Origin of the sequence: Achromobacter sp. HZ34 (assembly GCF_002209485.1) — a bacterium.
Classification (GTDB): domain Bacteria; phylum Pseudomonadota; class Gammaproteobacteria; order Burkholderiales; family Burkholderiaceae_B; genus Bordetella_C.
On record NZ_NJIX01000002.1, the window covers coordinates 499,831 to 516,369 of the forward strand.

Annotated in this window: 14 protein-coding genes and 1 pseudogene; 7 read left to right on the plus strand and 8 right to left on the minus strand. The window is 66.0% G+C overall.

What is annotated here, in order from left to right:
* Positions 1-270 precede the first annotated feature (270 nt).
* The 3 genes from CEY05_RS08980 (at position 271) to CEY05_RS30870 (ending at position 4,603) form a co-directional block, all read left to right on the plus strand.
* Complete coding sequence (locus CEY05_RS08980) at positions 271-1,563, plus strand: GGDEF domain-containing protein (protein ID WP_088598140.1); 1,293 nt, start codon at positions 271-273, stop codon at positions 1,561-1,563.
* A gap of 251 nt (positions 1,564-1,814) precedes the next feature.
* Positions 1,815-3,419: an EAL domain-containing protein gene (locus CEY05_RS08985; RefSeq protein ID WP_088598141.1), complete on the plus strand. Its 1,605-nt coding sequence runs from the start codon at positions 1,815-1,817 to the stop codon at positions 3,417-3,419.
* A 29-nt stretch (positions 3,420-3,448) separates the two neighbouring features.
* The gene (locus CEY05_RS30870) at positions 3,449-4,603 is read left to right on the plus strand and encodes a sensor histidine kinase KdpD (protein WP_158219302.1); all 1,155 of its coding nucleotides are present in this window, start codon (positions 3,449-3,451) and stop codon (positions 4,601-4,603) included.
* A gap of 2 nt (positions 4,604-4,605) precedes the next feature.
* On the opposite strand, the gene CEY05_RS08995 is transcribed toward CEY05_RS30870, so the two are convergent.
* The 3 genes from CEY05_RS08995 to CEY05_RS09005 all read right to left on the minus strand — a co-directional run bounded on the left by CEY05_RS08995 (position 4,606) and on the right by CEY05_RS09005 (position 7,562).
* Positions 4,606-5,331, minus strand: a complete 726-nt coding sequence (locus CEY05_RS08995) for a response regulator transcription factor (protein WP_088598142.1) — start codon at positions 5,329-5,331, stop codon at positions 4,606-4,608.
* A 268-nt stretch (positions 5,332-5,599) separates the two neighbouring features.
* Entirely contained in the window at positions 5,600-7,075 is a 1,476-nt protein-coding gene (locus CEY05_RS09000; protein ID WP_088598143.1) for a YdiU family protein, read from the minus strand.
* A gap of 103 nt (positions 7,076-7,178) precedes the next feature.
* The gene (locus tag CEY05_RS09005; protein WP_088598144.1) at positions 7,179-7,562 is read right to left on the minus strand and encodes a DUF2069 domain-containing protein; all 384 of its coding nucleotides are present in this window, start codon (positions 7,560-7,562) and stop codon (positions 7,179-7,181) included.
* Between the two features lie 17 nt (positions 7,563-7,579).
* Between CEY05_RS09005 and CEY05_RS09010 the strand changes: the two genes are divergently transcribed.
* Positions 7,580-8,893 (plus strand): YihY family inner membrane protein, encoded by a 1,314-nt coding sequence (locus CEY05_RS09010; RefSeq protein WP_088598145.1) that lies wholly within the window; start codon positions 7,580-7,582, stop codon positions 8,891-8,893.
* 29 nt (positions 8,894-8,922) lie between these two features.
* Positions 8,923-9,390, plus strand: a complete 468-nt coding sequence (locus CEY05_RS09015; RefSeq protein ID WP_088598146.1) for a CBS domain-containing protein — start codon at positions 8,923-8,925, stop codon at positions 9,388-9,390.
* A gap of 23 nt (positions 9,391-9,413) precedes the next feature.
* On the opposite strand, the gene dusA is transcribed toward CEY05_RS09015, so the two are convergent.
* On the minus strand, positions 9,414-10,448 hold the full coding sequence (gene dusA / locus CEY05_RS09020) for a tRNA dihydrouridine(20/20a) synthase DusA (RefSeq protein ID WP_233161488.1): 1,035 nt from the start codon (positions 10,446-10,448) through the stop codon (positions 9,414-9,416).
* Positions 10,449-10,610: 162 nt separating this feature from the next.
* Between dusA and CEY05_RS09025 the strand changes: the two genes are divergently transcribed.
* Positions 10,611-11,597 (plus strand): homoserine kinase, encoded by a 987-nt coding sequence (locus tag CEY05_RS09025; protein WP_088598148.1) that lies wholly within the window; start codon positions 10,611-10,613, stop codon positions 11,595-11,597.
* A 40-nt stretch (positions 11,598-11,637) separates the two neighbouring features.
* On the plus strand, positions 11,638-12,441 hold the full coding sequence (locus tag CEY05_RS30875; RefSeq protein WP_233161436.1) for a BPSS1780 family membrane protein: 804 nt from the start codon (positions 11,638-11,640) through the stop codon (positions 12,439-12,441).
* A gap of 9 nt (positions 12,442-12,450) precedes the next feature.
* Here CEY05_RS30875 and CEY05_RS31990 read toward each other — a convergent pair.
* From CEY05_RS31990 to CEY05_RS09045, 4 genes and pseudogenes are all read right to left on the minus strand, one after another.
* Positions 12,451-12,783 (minus strand): annotated as a pseudogene (locus tag CEY05_RS31990) (hypothetical protein); the annotation flags it as partial.
* A complete protein-coding gene (locus tag CEY05_RS09035) occupies positions 12,780-13,844 on the minus strand; it encodes a type II secretion system F family protein (RefSeq protein ID WP_088598571.1) in 1,065 nt (354 codons plus the stop codon). The gene CEY05_RS09035 and the pseudogene CEY05_RS31990, both read right to left, overlap by 4 nt.
* 73 nt (positions 13,845-13,917) lie before the next feature.
* A complete protein-coding gene (locus CEY05_RS09040) occupies positions 13,918-14,763 on the minus strand; it encodes a type II secretion system F family protein (RefSeq protein ID WP_088598572.1) in 846 nt (281 codons plus the stop codon).
* Positions 14,764-14,779: 16 nt separating this feature from the next.
* A complete protein-coding gene (locus CEY05_RS09045) occupies positions 14,780-16,486 on the minus strand; it encodes an ATPase, T2SS/T4P/T4SS family (protein ID WP_088598150.1) in 1,707 nt (568 codons plus the stop codon).
* Positions 16,487-16,539: the final 53 nt, after the last annotated feature.

Here is a 16,539-nt window from a genome sequence, read left to right on the forward strand (position 1 = left end):
CGTCCGTGCCTTCCGAGCAGCCTGAAATTTTCTTCGCGTAGCCTCGCGCCGGGATGTCCGATGACACCTTGGCTGGTTTGTCGTTTGCGCTGCGTTCCCCATCCTTGCTTATAGGGACAGAGACTGCATGTACGCTCGCTTTCCACAGCTGCACCGCTCCCGCCTCGCAGCGGACTCGCTCGCATTTCGCTCGCTACGCCCGGGTTACGCCCGTGGGCGCGGCGCGCCGGCGCCTTGAGCGCTCACCCGCAAGTCCAGCCCCAGGCCCCCATGACGCCGCCGTCCGCCCCGCCGCCCGCACAGGCTCCCAGCCTGCCGCAGGACGACGCCTGGCAGCCGCCGGCCGACGTGCCGCGCCGACGCGGGCTGGCCATCGCCCTGGCGGCGCTGCTTGGCGCCATGGTCCTGCTGATCCTCATGGCGGGCGCGACGCTGTACGAGCAGTCGCGCACGGCATCCCAGCCCAATGGCGATGACGCCGCCTTCTACAGCTATCGCCTGGTTTCCCAGGTCAATGGCCTGGCGACGGCTGCCAATCGGGCTGCCGGTGGCGGCGATACGCGCGATTTCACGCAGCGGCTGCAAGCCCTGTCCACCTTCGTCAATCCCGGTACCGCCGAAAGCGCGGCCGGCCTGGCCCTGCTGCGCGCCATCCCCGCCGCCGACCGCGACCTGATCGGGTTGGACGACCAATTGCGCACCTGGCATGACACGGCCGAAATCAAGGACACGGTGCGCGTGCGCCAGGCCGCGGTCGAAGTGTCCGACCGCGCCGAGGAATTGCGCGGCATCGCCGACCGCATCGCCAACGCGGTCCAGCGGGAACAAAGCACCATCACGCACGGCAACCGCGCCCAGCTGGCCCAAGGTTTCCGCAATCTCGAATGGACCCTGGCAGGCCTGATCGCCGGCACGGTGATCCTGGCCATCTGGCTGCTGGTGCTGAATCGCCATGCCCGCCATTTCAACCAGCGCATGGCGCAAGCCAACGCCCGGCTGGAATCGGCGGTGGCGCACCGCACGCGGCAACTGGTGTGGCTGGCCAATACCGATCCCCTGACGGGCCTGAAGAACCGGCGCGCCTTCATGGAGACCGCCGAAGCCCAGATTCTGCAATGCCGCCGCTATCCCCATCCGCTGGCCGCATTGCTGATCGATATCGACCACTTCAAGTCCATCAACGACCGCTACGGTCACCATGTGGGCGACCAGGCCATCCGCCGCGTCACGGACACCATCACCAATACCCTGCGCGACAGCGACATCATCGGCCGCTTCGGCGGCGAGGAATTCGCCGCCCTGATGCCGCACACCGACCTGCCGGCCGCCCTGGTCGCCGCCGAGCGCCTGCGCCAGGCCGTGGCGGGCATGAAGATCGGCCTGCTCGAAGGTGGTCCGCTAAGCATGACCATCTCCATCGGCCTGGCCCTGCACGAGCCGGGGCTTTCCCTGGATACCTTGCTGATGCGTGCCGACATGGCGCTGTACCGGGCCAAGAGCGGCAGCCGCAATCGCGTCGAGATCTACGGCCGCGAACGCGAGGAAGTCGCCCAGCAGCAGTAGCGTCCGTCGCCCCCGCCAGCCATGCTCCTTGGGCCATGGCGGCGGCACGGGGTTTATCCCGTGGCCGCTTTTCGCGCCTTTCGCTGCCCTTTCGTCCCGCAAGCGCCGCTTGCCGCGTAAACTAGCGCGGCAGTGATCCGGCCACGACAATCACAACGCGAAGACCGCCGTGCCCGGCTGCCATATCCGGACGATTGCACGCCGCACGCCCCACGCAGCACCCGTACACGTAGCAAATTCGAGTATCCACCATGTCCCTATTGCGCACGACCCTGCTTGGCATCGCGGCCATCACTGCCCTGCTGCTGATTGGTTCCCAGGCGCTCAGCATGTACATAGCGGCCAACGCCATCGATCACGTGATCCTGGCGCTGACGGTGGTAGTGGCCGGACTTTGCTGGGCCGCCAGCGCCGTCGTTCTGCTGCGCTGGCTGGACCGGCGCCTGCTGGCCGAAGTAAGCCGGCGGCTGCGCGCCCTGGGTGATCCTGACGCCGGTGCCGTGCCCCCGCTCCCGCCGTTGCGCGAGTTCGCCAATGTGAACGATGCCCTGGCACGGGCGAGCGACCTGTTCCGCGCCACCGCCGAAGAGGCCAGCGCACGCATCGAATCGATGCAGGTGGAACTCAACCTCGATGCCGTCACCCGCCTGCCCAACCGCCGCTATTTCCATAACGAACTGCGTCGCGCGCTGACCCTGGCCGACAGCGCCGGCACCGGCCACGTCCTGATGTTCCGCCAGCGCGACCTGATCGAGATCAACCGCCGCATGCCGCGCGAAAATGCCGACCAGTGGTTGCGCTCGCTGGCCCACCGGCTGGACCAGTTGCTGGGCCGCCGCCACACGCCGCCCTACCTGCTGGCACGGCTGAATGGTTCGGACTTCGCGCTGCTGATGCCGGCCACCGCGCCCGCGCAAGCCCAGCAAGCCGGCGAAAAATTGCGCCTGGAATTGCGCGCGCTGCGCCTGGCGCTGGGCGAACAGCGCTGGTGCCGCTGGGCGCTGGCCATGGACCACTATGGCCCGCAAGACCAGGCCAGCGATCTGCTGGCGCGCCTGGACCACGCCCTGATGCGCGCGGAAAGCAGCGACGACGACGCCATCGAGCACGCCAACGGCGATAACCGCGGCGACAACACCGGTGAGCACCAATGGCGCGACACCCTCATCGCCGGACTGGACCAGCATCGTTTTTCCCTCGACGTGCAGGCGCTGCGTGGCGCCAGCGATACGGTGTTGCGCAACGAGGCCACCCTGGTCCTGCATGACGCCGAGGCGCCCGCGCCGGTCACGGCCACGCGCTTCATGCCGGCCGCCATCCGCCTGGGCCTGAGCGCGGAATGCGACATCCAGGCGGTGCGGTTGGGCCTGGACTGGCTGGTCTCGCACCAGGGGCAGTTGGCCATACGCCTGGCGCTGGCCTCCTTGGCGCAATCCAATTTCCTGCCCCGGCTGGGCCAGCTGCTGCGCGACCGGCCCACGCAGACGGCGCGGCTGGTCCTGGAGATCGACGCGCATGGCCTGGCCGACAACTATGCCGCCGCGCGCACACTGTGCGAAGTGGCGACCGACGCCGGTGCGCGGGTGGGCGTGCGCCGCCTGTCGAAAAACTTCGCCGCCATGACGCGCCTGCACCAGTTGCCGATCTCCTACGTCAAGATGGGCGGTGAGTTCATCAGCGAGATGACGCAGAGCCCCGGCAGCCGCCACCTGGCGGCGTCGGTCAGTGAAACGGCGCGCCAGTTGAAGATCGATGCCTATGCCGTCGATATTCCCGACGGCAAGACCGAAGTGCTGTTGCGCGAGCTGGGCATCATTCCGGTATGGAGCGATGCCGCGGCAAGCGTGAGCGTCTGAAGCAAACCTTCCGAGGGATACTTTTCGCCGTGCAGAACATCCTGAATACGTTCTCTTTCGCCAGCACTGGCGCGTACTGCGCGCTCGGCGCCGCGGTGCTCATATTCCTGGTGAGCGCGGCCGCCTGGACACGGCGACGGTCCTACGCCAGCGCCGGCTGCACCGTGGCGGCGGCTATCGCGATCTTCCTGTTGCTTAGCGGGGCCATCATCGCGGCCTATGCCGGCGCGCTGCTGACGCTGGTACTGGCCATCGCCTTCGTGCTCAAGGCAGCCGGCCAGGACGCGGCGGCGCGCGACCAGGAGTTCGTTGCCGCCAATCCTGCAGTCACCGCCGGCACGACGCTCGACGCAGGATTCCATACAGCGCCAAGCACAAGACCGGACACGAGATCCAGCGCCAAGCCAGGCACGCGGTCCACGACAGGGTCAGCCACGCTGCCGGCAGCGGCCGGCGACGGCTATGCGCAGATCGAAAAGCGCCTTTCGGCCCTGGCCGACGCCCTGGAGCGCCAGCGCCAGATGCACTCGCTGATGTCGCACGAGATGCGCGCACCGGTGTCCACCATCAGCATGGCCACCCAGTCACTGGAAATGGTGCTGGCCGGCAGCGGCGAGGAAGTCGACCGCCGCCTGGACCGCATCAGCCGCGCGGTTGCCCGCATCACGGAACTGATGGATCAGTTGTTGAGCCAGTCGACGCTGGAAGACGATGCCATGGCGCCGCAACGCACCCGTGTCGACTTGGGCGAGCTGGCGCGCGAAGTGGCCGCCGGCTTGCGCACCGAGGCCGCGCACACGCTGCAGGTGGTGGCGCCGGCGCCCGTCGAGGCATGGTGCGATGGCCCCTTGAGCGGGGTGGTGCTGCGCAACCTGATCCACAACGCCATCAAATACTCGCCCGCCGACCAGCCGATACAAATCGACGTGCGCGCGGCAACCGATGGCGAGCTGGCCACGATCACCGTGACTGACCATGGGCCGGGCATCGAGAAAGACGTGCAGGAGAAGATTTTCGATCCGCATTTCCGCCGTGCCGCCCATCGCGAGACCAAAGGCCTGGGCCTGGGCCTGCATCTGGTGCGCAAGATATGCGAACGCCAGGGCGGGCGCCTGACGGTGGCAAGCGAACCGGGCCACGGGGCCCGATTTACGATGGCTTTGCCGACACGGCAGGAAAGCTGAAATCAGGCTGCGAACACGTAGCCTTGTCCGCGCACGGACAGGACCGGCAGCTTCATGCCGCTGGATTGCGCCTTGGCGCGCAGACGGCTGACCAGCACGTCGATGCGCCGCAATTCGAAATCGCTGGGATTGCTGGGATTGAACAGTTCCGACAACGCCTGGCGACTGACAACGTTGCCACTGGCTTCGATCAAGGCATTCAGGAACAAGCGCTCCTGCGCACTCAGATGCAGCGAAACGCCTTCGGGCGACACCAGTATCCAGCCGCCATCCTGCAGCGACCAGGCCTGCGCCACGCCACGGTCGGCACCCGGCGTTTGCGCCGGACCGCGCGACAGGCGCATGCGCCGCGCCAGGCTGCGGATCACCGAACTCAGCTCAAGCAGGTCGACCGGCTTGGTCATGTAGATATCGGCGCCGCCTTCCAGGCCGCGCACCCGGTCTTCCAGCGCAGCCCGCCCCGTCAGCATGACGATGCCGACCGGATGCAGGGCACGCAGGCGCGTGGCCACTGAAAAACCATCCTCACCACCTTGCACATTCGCGTCCAATATGACGACATCGCAAGGCTGAGTTTCCATCTGCCGATAAAAATCCGCGGAATTCCCACATGCGAAAGAGACGCGGAACCCGTAACCACCCAGTCCCAGCACTAGCTCTTCACGAAAATCCGCATCATCCTCTAACAGACCGATACACAGGACCCCGTCTGCGGCTTGCGTTTGCACGATACATATTCCTTCGGGAAATGCGCCAAGTCACGCCGGAATGGTTTTTCTCCCGGAAATAATGCGTGACCTCCTAAGCCAGAGCACAGCATCGGCGCTGGCAACAAAGCGAAAAGCCGGATAAAAGATCGAGAATATGAGTCTTTTTATCTCTTATTTACAAATCCTTCCCGCTGTGCGGAGGATGCACCAAAAGCGCATACATTGCAATAAAGGATGTCCGATCAAATCGAGGAAAAAGAGAATACTTTCGACAACTGCGACTTTTTCACGACGAACAACTAACTTCCAAGTCACTCGCCCAATCAGGTGGCAAGCTCGCGTAAATTTCCGCACCCGCGTGGACGTCGAAAGGATCCTTAAGGATCCGCAATAATTCGACAATAACCGATGTATCGCCTTCTCTCGCGGCCCGAATTGCATTTTCTGCAAGATGATTCCGCAACACATAGAGAGGATTGATACGATTCATAGCCTTTGCACGGGCATCACGGTCGCCACCCATGGATTCCTGACGCGCCGACCACTTTTGCAACCAGGCCGCGGCGGCCTCCCTGTCCATGTACAAATCCAAAAAGGGTTGGGTCTGTCCCTGCAGGGCCTCGCTCAAGCGGCGGAAGGTCAACGTGAAATCGGCGCGCTGGTCATGCATGAGCTTCAGCAGGCCATCGAGCAGCGCTTCGTCGTCGGGGCGCCAGGGGCCTATCCCCAGCTTGGCGGCCATGCCATCGTGAAAGGCCGTGGTGAACTGGGCCTCGTACGCCCCCAGTTCCGCCTTCACTGCCTCCACGTCGTCGATCAGCACGTTCAATGCCCCGCCCAGGCGGTAAAGATTCCACAGCCCCACCGACGGTTGCCGGTTCCAGGCGTAGCGGCCTTGGGTGTCGGAATGATTGCAGACGTGATCCAGACGGAAAGCGTCCATGAACCCGTAAGGACCGTAGTCCAGCGTCAGGCCCAGGATGGACATATTGTCGGTGTTCATGACGCCATGGCAGAAGCCGACGAGTTGCCATTGCGCCATCAACCGCGCCGTGCGTCCGATGACCTCGCGCAACAGGGCCAGATAGGGGGCCCCCCCTTCGCCCGCCTCGCGGCACGCCGGGTAGTACTGGTCGATTACATAATCGGCAAGCTGGCGCAGCAGCTCGGGCTGGCGTTGCGACGCCCAATGCTCGAAGGAACCGAAACGGACGAAGCTGGGCGCCATGCGGGTGACGATGGCGGCGGTTTCCACCGTCTCGCGCACCACGGGGTCGTCGGACACGACCAGCGCCAACGCGCGCGTGGTCGGAATGCCCAGGCCGTGCATGGCCTCGCTGGCCAGGTATTCGCGCACGGAGGAACGCAGCACCGCACGGCCGTCGCCCATCCGGGAGTAAGGCGTCAGCCCTGCCCCTTTCAGTTGCAACTCCCAATTCCCCTGCGGTCCGCGCACTTCGCCCAGCAGATGCGCGCGGCCGTCGCCCAACTGGCCCGCCCATACACCGAACTGGTGGCCGCTATAGACGGCAGCCAGGGTGTCGCCACCCGGCAAGCGGTCCAGGCCGGCGAAAACGCGCAAGAACGCCTCGCTGCCCAGCACGCCGGGATCCAGGCCCAGCAACGCCGCCGCATCCTCGTTGGCATGCAGCAGCCGCGGCGCGGTCAGCCCCTGCGGCTTGAGCCGGGTATAGAAATCCGGCGGCAGGGCCGCGAAGGAATTGCTCAGTAACAGGTCGTCCAGCGAGGCAGCCAGGGGCATGGTCGAAGCTCGAAAGGGGGTAGAAACACGTGAAAAGCGCGGAGTGCGTGGAGGTCGCCCGTGGTCGCCCGGCGTCGCCCGGGGCCTCCCGGGCCTCTGCCACTCAGGCCCGCGTGGCCAATTTGCGGCGCCGCGCCGCGCGCTTGGCCGGCCACACATACATAATGGCGCTTACGAAAAACACCAGGGCCAGCGCAAGCTCCAGGCCTGCCAGGGCCGCGGAGACGGGCGCCAGGTCGGACATGACCCGCACGGCCCCCTCCATGATGTACAGCAGCGACAGCATGCTGGCCCACTGGTAGGTGTAGAGATCGCCGCGCACGATACCGCCCAGGGGCAGCGCCAGCGGCAAGGCCTTGAGGATCAGCCAGGAGCCGCCTGGGCGCAGCGGCGCCAGCACGCCTTCCCAGAGGACGCACAATACGAGCAGGGCTACCAGCGTAATCGTCGCAACACCACGCAGCCAGGAGTTGGTTTGACCATTCATACTGCTATTATCGCCTGATGAATCACCCAGTACAGTCGGCTGCCGCAACGCCGGCAGGGCCCGAAGCGCCGCCGCAGCGTACCTCATGGACAGGTCGCACGGTCAAACTTTTGCGTTTTGCCGCGAGCAGGACCGCCGAAGAAGAGTTGCTGCAGGTCGCCTCCAGCCTCACTTTCACCACCGTCCTGGCCCTCGTACCCATGCTGACGGTGGTGCTGTCGCTGTTCACCGCCTTTCCGGTCTTCCAGGAATTCCGCATCGCGCTGGAAAATTTCCTCAGCACCAGCCTGATGCCGCCGGCGGTGTCGGACAACATCATGAACTACCTGAACCAGTTCGCCCGCCAGGCGTCGCGCCTGACGGCGATCGGCGGAGCGTTCCTGGTGATCACGTCGATCCTGCTGATCATGACGATCGACAAGACCTTCAACGATATCTGGCACGTCACCCGCCAGCGTCCCCTGGCCCAGCGCGCCCTGATCTACTGGGCCGCGGTGACCCTGGGCCCCGTGGTGGCGGGCGGCAGCCTGTGGGCGACCTCCTTCCTGGCGCGGGAATCCATGGGCCTGGTCAAGGACGTGCCCAACCTGATCGGCCTGACCGTGTCCGTGCTGCCGCTGGCCTTGACCGGATTCGGGTTCGCCGCCCTGTTCTTCATCGTCCCCAATCGCCGGGTCTACTGGCGCGACGCTCTGGCCGGCGGCGTCGGCACCGCCATCGTGCTCGAACTGATGAAGGCGGCCTTCGCCTACTACCTGACCCGTTTTCCCACCTACACGGTGATATACGGGGCATTCGCCACCCTGCCGATCTTCCTGCTGTGGATCTACCTGTCCTGGCTGGCCATCCTGTTCGGCGCCACCGTGGCCGCCAGCCTGCCACTGCTGCGCATGGGACGCTGGGAAGTCAACCGCGAGCCGGGCGCCACCTTCATCGACGCCATCGGCGTGCTGCGCTGCCTGTACGAGGCACAGGGCCAGGTGCCGTCGGGCCGCAGCGCCAGCGGCATGGCCGCCACCCTGCATCTGCACCACGATGAGTTGAACTCGGTGCTGGAATCCTTGAGCGACCTGGGCATGGTCACGCGCACCCAGGATCAGCGCTGGATCCTGTGCTGCGACCCCCAACGCACCCGCCTGGACCCCGTCATCGACCGTTTTCTGCTCGATCGCGGCCAGCCACGCCTGAAAGATTTCCCGGAAGTCATCGCCATCGCCCAGGCCGCCCTGGAAGGCCGCGCCGCGCCCACGCTGGAAGAACTCATGCAGGAAGCGCAAAATACGGGCTCGGGGTCGGCGGACATCCTCAGAATCGAATCGATCAAGAAATAATCCCGGGTTCGCCCTAGGAGGAACTCATCATGTTGAAAGTCAGTGAAATCTTGCGGGTCAAGGGCGATACGCTCTTCACCGCCACCCCGGACACGCCCATCTCGCGCGCGGTCGAAATCATGGCCGAACAGGACATCGGCTCGGTAGTCATCATGGAATCGGGCATGCTCTGTGGCATGCTGACTTTCCGTGAAATCATCCGCCACGTCCATGCCAAGGGCGGCGACACCGGCAATGCCACCATTCGCAGCATCATGGACGACGCCCCGGTCAGCGTCACGCCCAATACCAGCGCCGACGAAGTCCAGCGCCTGATGCTGGAGCGCCACGCGCGTTACATCCCCGTCATGGACGGTCCGATGCTGATGGGCGTGATTTCCTTCTACGACATGGCGCAGGCCATCGTGGCGGCCCAGCAATTCGAAAACAATATGCTGAAGGCCTATATCCGCGACTGGCCCATGGACGAAGAGAACCAGGCGGCGCCGGGCGCCTGAGCGGCTTACCTGAGCCGCTTTACCTAAGCGGCGACGGCTGGCAGGTCGTCGTCGTCACGTCCCAGGCCCTGGCTCCGGCCCTGGTCATCGTCCTCGGGCAGATCGTCCCTGCCGCCGCGCTGGCGCGGATCGTGCAGGCTGCGCCAGGCTTCGTAGATCAGGCCGGGATCTTCGTCGCGCAGGCGTGCGGCGTCCGACAGGATGCGGCGCCAGCGGCGTGCACCGGGCTGGCCGTTGACCAGGCCCAGCAGCGGCCGCACCAGGATGCGCAGCGGAACGCCCTTCGCCACCTGGCTGGTGGCGTAACGTGTCATGGCATCCACCACCTGGGCATCGCCCGGCAGGCGCAGGGACGGCCACAGCTGATGTGAAATTTCCGAAAGGACGCGCGGCGTGTGCCAGGCCGCGCGCCCCAGCATCACGCCGTCGAAGCGGTCGAGCGCCTGCACGCTGGCCTCGGCCTCATCCAGGCCGCCGTTGAGTACCACCGTGCAGTCGGGAAAGTCCTGCTTCAGGCGCAGCGCATCGTCATAGCGCAAGGGCGGAATCTGGCGGTTGTCCTTGGGCGACAAACCCTTGAGCACCGCATTGCGCGCATGCACGACAAACACCCGGCAGCCCACGTCATACAGCTTGCCGACGAAATCCCGCAAGAAACCATAGGATTCGTCGTAATCCAGGCCCAGGCGGTGCTTCACCGTCACCGGCACATCCACCACGTCCTGCATGGCCTTGACGCAATCGGCCACCAGGTCGGGTTCGGCCATCAGGCAGGCGCCAAAAGCACCGCGCTGCACGCGCTCGGACGGACAGCCGCAGTTCAGATTGATCTCGTCATAGCCATACTGCTGCCCCAGCCGGGCAGCCTGGGCCAGCGCTTCGGGTTCGCTGCCGCCCAATTGCAGGGCCACGGGGTGCTCCGCCGCGTCGAAGTCCAGGTGACGCGCGACGTCGCCGTGCAGCAAGGCACCCGTGGTGATCATCTCGGTGTACAGGCGCGCGTGCGGCGCCAGCAGGCGATGGAAATAACGGCAATGCCTATCCGTGACATCGATCATCGGAGCGACGCACAGCCGCCAGTCGGGAGCAGACACAGGAAATAGTCCAGGAAAAATATGGGCGTATTTTACGTCCTGGGGCCTGGCGGCGCCCGGCGGTAGTCTAAAATTGCGCCGCATGCCCTGCCAGAAGGGGCGCCACCTCCCAACCGACTCGATCCGATGGCTGTATTCACGACCGTAACCGACACCGACGCCCGCGACCTTCTGCAGGGCTACGACCTGGGCGAATTGGTATCGCTACGCGGCATTACGGCAGGCATCGAGAACACCAATTACTTTCTCACCAGCACGGGCGGAGAGTACGTGCTGACGGTGTTCGAGGTGTTGACCTACGAGCAGCTGCCCTTCTACATCGAACTGATGCACCTGCTGGCCGAACGCGGCGTGCCGGTGCCCCAGCCGCAGACGCGGCGCGACGGCACCCGCCTGACCCGCATGCATGGCAAGCCCTGCGCCATCGTGTCGCGGCTGGACGGCGGCTATGAGCCGGCCCCGGGCGTCGAACACTGCCGCCTGACGGGCGCCACCCTGGCGCGGGCGCATCTGGCCTCGCAGGACTTTTCCATGCGGCAGCCCAATCTGCGCGGCCTGGACTGGCAACTGCGGACGGCGCCCACGGTGCGTCCCTTCCTGGACGGGGAACAGGATGCCCTGCTCTCCCAGACCCTCGACGAACTGCAACGCCTGTCCGCCACGCCCGCCTGGGCAACGCTGCCGGTCGGCCCTTCGCACTGCGACCTGTTTCGCGACAACGTGCTGTTCACCGGCACGTTCGAAGCGCCCCGCATGGGCGGATTCATCGATTTTTACTTCGCCGGTTGCGACAACTGGCTGTTCGACGTGGCGGTCAGCGTCAACGACTGGTGCATAGACCGCGCCAGCGGCGCCATCGTGCCGGAACTGGCGCGCGCCTGGCTGCAGGCCTACGCGGAGGTCCGGCCCTTTACCGCCGCGGAGCGGCAATTCTGGCCGGCCATGCTGCGCGCCGCTGCCGTGCGCTTCTGGCTGTCCCGTCTTTATGATTTTTACCTTCCCCGCCCCGCGCAGACGCTCAAGCCGCACGACCCGCGCCATTTCGAAAGAGTGTTGCAGTTGCGCCACCGCGTGGAGCCGGAAGCCTTGCCCCTCGACGGCCTGGCCCCATAATTAGTCAACGTATATCACCTTGGCAGCGTAAGTACGACACATGCAAGCAGCAGCCCTTCCCGCGACCGCCGGCTGGCAATGGGCCCGCGACGGATTTCGACTTTTCATGCGCCAGCCGCTACCGCTGTTCGCCTGGGCGCTGGCCATCAGCCTGATGGTCCTGTTCGCGACCTATACCCCGCCAGTCGGTCCCCTGTTCTTCGTCGCCCTGATGCCGGTGGTGACGCTGATGACGCTGTCGGCCTGCAAGCACATCGAAGCGGACCGCACCATGCTGCCCTCGATGTGGCTGAAGCCGCTGCTGAAGCCTGGCGTGCTCAAGAAGTTGATGATCATGGGCCTGAGCTACGCGGGCCTGTGCCTGCTGGCGGGTTTCGTGGCGTTCATGCCCTTTGCCGACGCGCTTACCGAAGGCGTGCGGGCGGCCTCGGTCACGCAGGACCTGACGCCCTTCCTGATGGCGGTGCGCGGGCCGTTGCTGGTCTTCGCCATCCTGTACGTCATCATCGCCGCGCTGTTCTGGCACGCGCCCGTGCTGGTCGCCTGGCATGGGGTGCGCCTGGGGCAATCGCTGTTCTTCTCCGGCATCGCCTGCTGGCGCAACAAGTGGGCCTTCCTGGTCTACGGGCTTACCTGGGTGGCCGCCTTCCTGACCATCAGCTATTGCGGCGACCTGCTGGTGGGCCTGGGGCTACCGCGGCACCTGGTCGGCATTTTGCAGATTCCCGTGAATATCGCGGCGGGCGGCGTCCTGTACAGCAGCTTCTACCCGGCCTATACCTCCGTTTTCAATATCAACAACGCCAGCCTGCAGTTCGACAACGGACACGGCACGGAGGCATGAGGCCAGCCGCCGCGGCGGCAGACCGGCGACGACCTTGATGACCTGCTTGTTGTGATCGAGGAAAAACAGGTCCAGCGGGTAGCGCATTCCCAGCGTATGCACGGCGCGGCAAGGCTGCAACCACACACCGATCGCCCCGCGCGGCGGCGGCCTGCCTGCCAGGCCGCGGAAACGGGCGCACCAGCGCCGCAGGGGCAGCAGGCGCAGGCGGGATCGGGATTGCGCTTGGCATAGCGCTGGTGATTGCGCTGGTGATTGCGCTGGTGAGTGCGCTGGCGATTGCGCAGGTAATTGCGCTGGTAATCGCGCCTGGGATTGCAAGCCGGATCGCGCCTGACTCATTGCAGCGCCTCGCGCAGTTGCACCACGATGGGAAAGCCCAACACCACGAAGGTGCAGGGAAAAATACACGTCAACAAGGGCAGGAGCATCTTCACGGGTGCCCGCATGGCCTGCCGCTCGGCCTGCTGGAAACGCTCGGCGCGCCGTTGTTCCGCCTGTACGCGCAGGATGGGTCCCAGGCTCATGCCCAGGCTCTCGCCCTGGGCCAGCGCGGTGACCAGGATGCGCACGCCGTGCAGGTCCGTGCGCGCAGCCCAGGCATGCAGGGCATCCAGCCTTGCCATGCCGGCGCGCATATCGCCCAGGGCCCATTGCAGTTCGTCCCGCAAGGGACCAGGCGGGCCGTATTCGACGGCCTGCTGCAGGGCCCCGTGCAGATTCAAGCCCGCCTCGACGCACAGCGTGGCCATGTCCAGCAGGAACGGCAGCTCCTTCGCCATCCGCCGCGCCCGCGTGCGTGCCCGCATGCGCAAGGCATGCCGGGGCAGGAAGGCGCCCAGCCCGGCAGCGACCAGGCAGGCGGCCAGCCGAGCGAAGGTCGTAGCGCCGGGATTTGCCCCAGTGTTGGCTCCAGCCCCAGTGTTGGCTCCAGCCGCAGTGTTGGCTCCAGCCCCAGTGCTGGCTCCAGCCCCAGTGCTGGCTCCAGCCCCAGTGCTGGCTCCAGCCCCGGTCTTGGCTCCGGCCGCAGTCTCGACCCTGGTCCCACCTCCCACCCCGAACCCGGATCCGGCCGGCGCCAGCCACAGGCCGGCAAGCAGCAGTGCGATCACCGCCGCGCCCAAGGCGGACAGATAGCTCGCCGCGACCACGTGCGCCGGGGTCAGCAGGCGTTCCAGCCCCGTGCGTTCGAGCAGCCGCCGCAGCCGTCCCCGGCGGCGCCAGGACAGGAACAGCCAGCCGCTGCGCGCGATGCCGTCCAGCCAGGGCCAGACAGCGCGCCACAGCGGCGGCAAGCCCGGCCGGTCCGCTTGCCCCCGCCACAGGGGCAGCAGCCAGGCGCGCAGCAACAACGCCAGGCAGGCGGCGCAAAGCGCCGCCAATGCCGCGGCAATGCCGATCATGGCACCCTCCCGCATGGGTTGATCATGGGTGTCATCGCACCCGCATTGACCACGGGCGGCAGTCCCCGCTCCTTCAAATATCGATGTCGACAATGCGTCGTATCCAACATACGCCTACCACCTCCAGCACCACGAGAACCAACAGGACGGACCAACCGAGCGCCGTGTGCCACAGAGGCTGCATGGAGACGGGATCCAGATACGCCAGCACCACGGCCATGCCGGGCGCCAGCAACCCCACTACCCAGGCTTGCAGGCGTCCTTGCGCGGTCAGGGTCAGCACACGGTCGTGCAATAGTTGCCGCGCGCGCAGCATGGCGGCGATGCGTTCCAGCGTTTCGGCCAGGTTGCCGCCGCTGTGCGCCGCCACCCGCAACGCCGATACCAGCAAACCCACGGCCTCGGACGGCAAACGCGTCTGCAGATTGCCCAGCGCGGCATCGAAGGACAGTCCCAGCCGCTGCTCGCGCAGCATCAGTCCGAATTCCTGCGCGAGCGGCGGTGCCGACTGGTCGACGATGTGCCGCAAGGCACCCGCCACGCTGGCACCCGCACGCAGCCCGGCCGCCAGGGCCTGCAGGGTATCCGGCAGTTGCGCATCGAACCGTGCCTGGCGGCGGCGCCGCACACTGGCGATAAGCAGATGGGTGGCGCGTATGGGCGCGGCGCCGCCCACCAAGGCCAGCACCACGCTGCCGGTGACCGCATAGAGCAACCCGGCGCACACCACGCATAGCAGCACATTGGCCGTCCATAGCTGGCGGGCATCGACGAACAGGAAGACCTCGCTCAACCGCATGCCGGCCTCGTCGGTGTAGATCCGCCGATAGCGCGTCAGCGCCGCGGCGAACCAGCCATAGCTCAAGCTGCAGGCCAGCATCGCGCATAGCGCCGCGCCGGCGGCGATTCCCCATAGCATCATGTCGGCCTCAGCCTCATGCCGACCTCTCGGCCGCGCCTGGAGCGGGCCGCGCGCTGCGACGATCGAACAGGCAGGCCTGCGGTCCACGTCCCTCCTCGCGCAGGCGCTCCACCAGGCGCGGCGCCAGCGCGCAGCCCTGGAAGTAGCCCGGTCCGCTACGATCGAAGCGGAAGATCTCCTGCGTCTGGATACAGCCGCTTTCCATGCCCGTGATCTCGGTGATGGACGTGATCACGCGGCGCCCATCGGCCAGGCGGGCCTGCTGCACGATGATGTGGATGCTGGACGCAATGTGTTCACGCACCGCCGCCAGCGGCAGATCCATGCCCGCCATCAGGATCATGGTTTCCAGGCGGGCCAGCGCATCGCGTGGACTGTTGGCGTGCAGGGTCGTCATCGAGCCTTCATGGCCGGTGTTCATCGCCGCCAGCATGTCGAAGGCTTCCGCCCCGCGGCATTCGCCGACGACGATCCGGTCCGGGCGCATGCGCAGCGCGTTGCGCACCAGGTCGCGGATCTCGATGCGTCCGCGCCCCTCCTGGTTGGCGGGACGTGCCTCCAAACCGACCAGATGCGCGTGATGCAGGCGTAATTCGGCTGCGTCCTCTATCGTCACGATACGTTCGTCAGCGGGGATGGCGTTCGACAGGATATTCAACAAGGTGGTCTTGCCCGAGCCGGTGCCACCCGCCACCACCAGATTCACTTTCTCGCGCACACACAGCGTCAGGAACTGCGTCATCGCGCCGTCGAGCGACCCGATGCGCTGCAGGTCCTCCATCGTCAATTCATGGCGGGGAAATTTGCGTATGGTCAGGCAGGCCCCTTTCAGCGCGATGGGCGCCACCACCGCATTGACCCGCGAGCCATCGGGCAGGCGCGCATCCACCATGGGGGCGCTTTCATCGATACGCCGACCGATCGGCGCGACGATTCTTTCGATGACGCCAAGCACCGCCTGTTCGCTGCTGAAAACCGCCCGGTGCCGCATCAAGCGGCCGCGGCTTTCGATGTAGATTTCGTCATGGCGATTGACCATGATTTCGCTGATGGTGGGGTCTTCGAGCAAGGGCGACAAAGGGCCCAGCCCCACGGCTTCGTCCAGCACCTGGCGCAGCAACGCGCGCCGGTCCGCATGCCGCGGCAGGCGCGTGTCGTCGCGCACCAGTTCCTCCAGCAGGCGTTGCGCTTCGCTGCGCAGCATTGCGTCGCTCATGCGGGCGACGTCGCGGCGGCGCAGATCCAGCGCGTCCAGCAGCGCGGCGTGCAGGCGCTGGCGGTGCGGCAGCATTTCCAGGGCGGCCTGATCCCCCCGCTTGTCTTGCTCGGCATCGTCCTTCGCAACCTCATCCAGCTGCCGGCCCACGGCGGCTATCGGGTGGACCGCGCCGCCCATCTCCGGCGGCGGTGTCGCGGCCGCGGCGACGGGATGGTCCAGCAGGCGCACCCGCATCAGACACGGGCCGACCAGGATCTCGTCGCTCGGTTCCAGGGGGCCATGCTGGGCGATACGCTGCCCATTGACCAGTGTCCCCGCCAGCGATCCAAGATCGTCGATCATGATGCCCATGGCCACCACGGACAGCCGCGCGTGTTCGCGGCCTACCCGCCAATGGCGTATGCGCACGTTGCAGTGGGAGCCGCGGCCCACCAGCACGGGAGGGTCCAGGCGCACCAGGCGGTTCGCGCCGTCATCGAAATGCAAGTCCAGTTCCAGCATGGTGTGCTCCGGATTCAATTCCACTCGTTGATCCCAATGCGTTGATCGCACCG

Coding starts and splice junctions, on each gene's coding strand:
- CEY05_RS08980 (WP_088598140.1), top strand. CDS start 271: ATGACGCCGCCGTCCGCCCCGCCGCCCGCACAGGCTCCCAGCCTGCCG.
- CEY05_RS08985 (WP_088598141.1), top strand. CDS start 1,815: ATGTCCCTATTGCGCACGACCCTGCTTGGCATCGCGGCCATCACTGCC.
- CEY05_RS09000 (WP_088598143.1), bottom strand. CDS start 7,075: ATGCCCCTGGCTGCCTCGCTGGACGACCTGTTACTGAGCAATTCCTTC.
- CEY05_RS09005 (WP_088598144.1), bottom strand. CDS start 7,562: ATGAATGGTCAAACCAACTCCTGGCTGCGTGGTGTTGCGACGATTACG.
- CEY05_RS09010 (WP_088598145.1), top strand. CDS start 7,580: ATGAATCACCCAGTACAGTCGGCTGCCGCAACGCCGGCAGGGCCCGAA.
- CEY05_RS09015 (WP_088598146.1), top strand. CDS start 8,923: ATGTTGAAAGTCAGTGAAATCTTGCGGGTCAAGGGCGATACGCTCTTC.
- dusA (WP_233161488.1), bottom strand. CDS start 10,448: ATGATCGATGTCACGGATAGGCATTGCCGTTATTTCCATCGCCTGCTG.
- CEY05_RS09025 (WP_088598148.1), top strand. CDS start 10,611: ATGGCTGTATTCACGACCGTAACCGACACCGACGCCCGCGACCTTCTG.
- CEY05_RS30875 (WP_233161436.1), top strand. CDS start 11,638: ATGCAAGCAGCAGCCCTTCCCGCGACCGCCGGCTGGCAATGGGCCCGC.
- CEY05_RS09035 (WP_088598571.1), bottom strand. CDS start 13,844: ATGATCGGCATTGCCGCGGCATTGGCGGCGCTTTGCGCCGCCTGCCTG.
- CEY05_RS09040 (WP_088598572.1), bottom strand. CDS start 14,763: ATGCTATGGGGAATCGCCGCCGGCGCGGCGCTATGCGCGATGCTGGCC.
- CEY05_RS09045 (WP_088598150.1), bottom strand. CDS start 16,486: ATGCTGGAACTGGACTTGCATTTCGATGACGGCGCGAACCGCCTGGTG.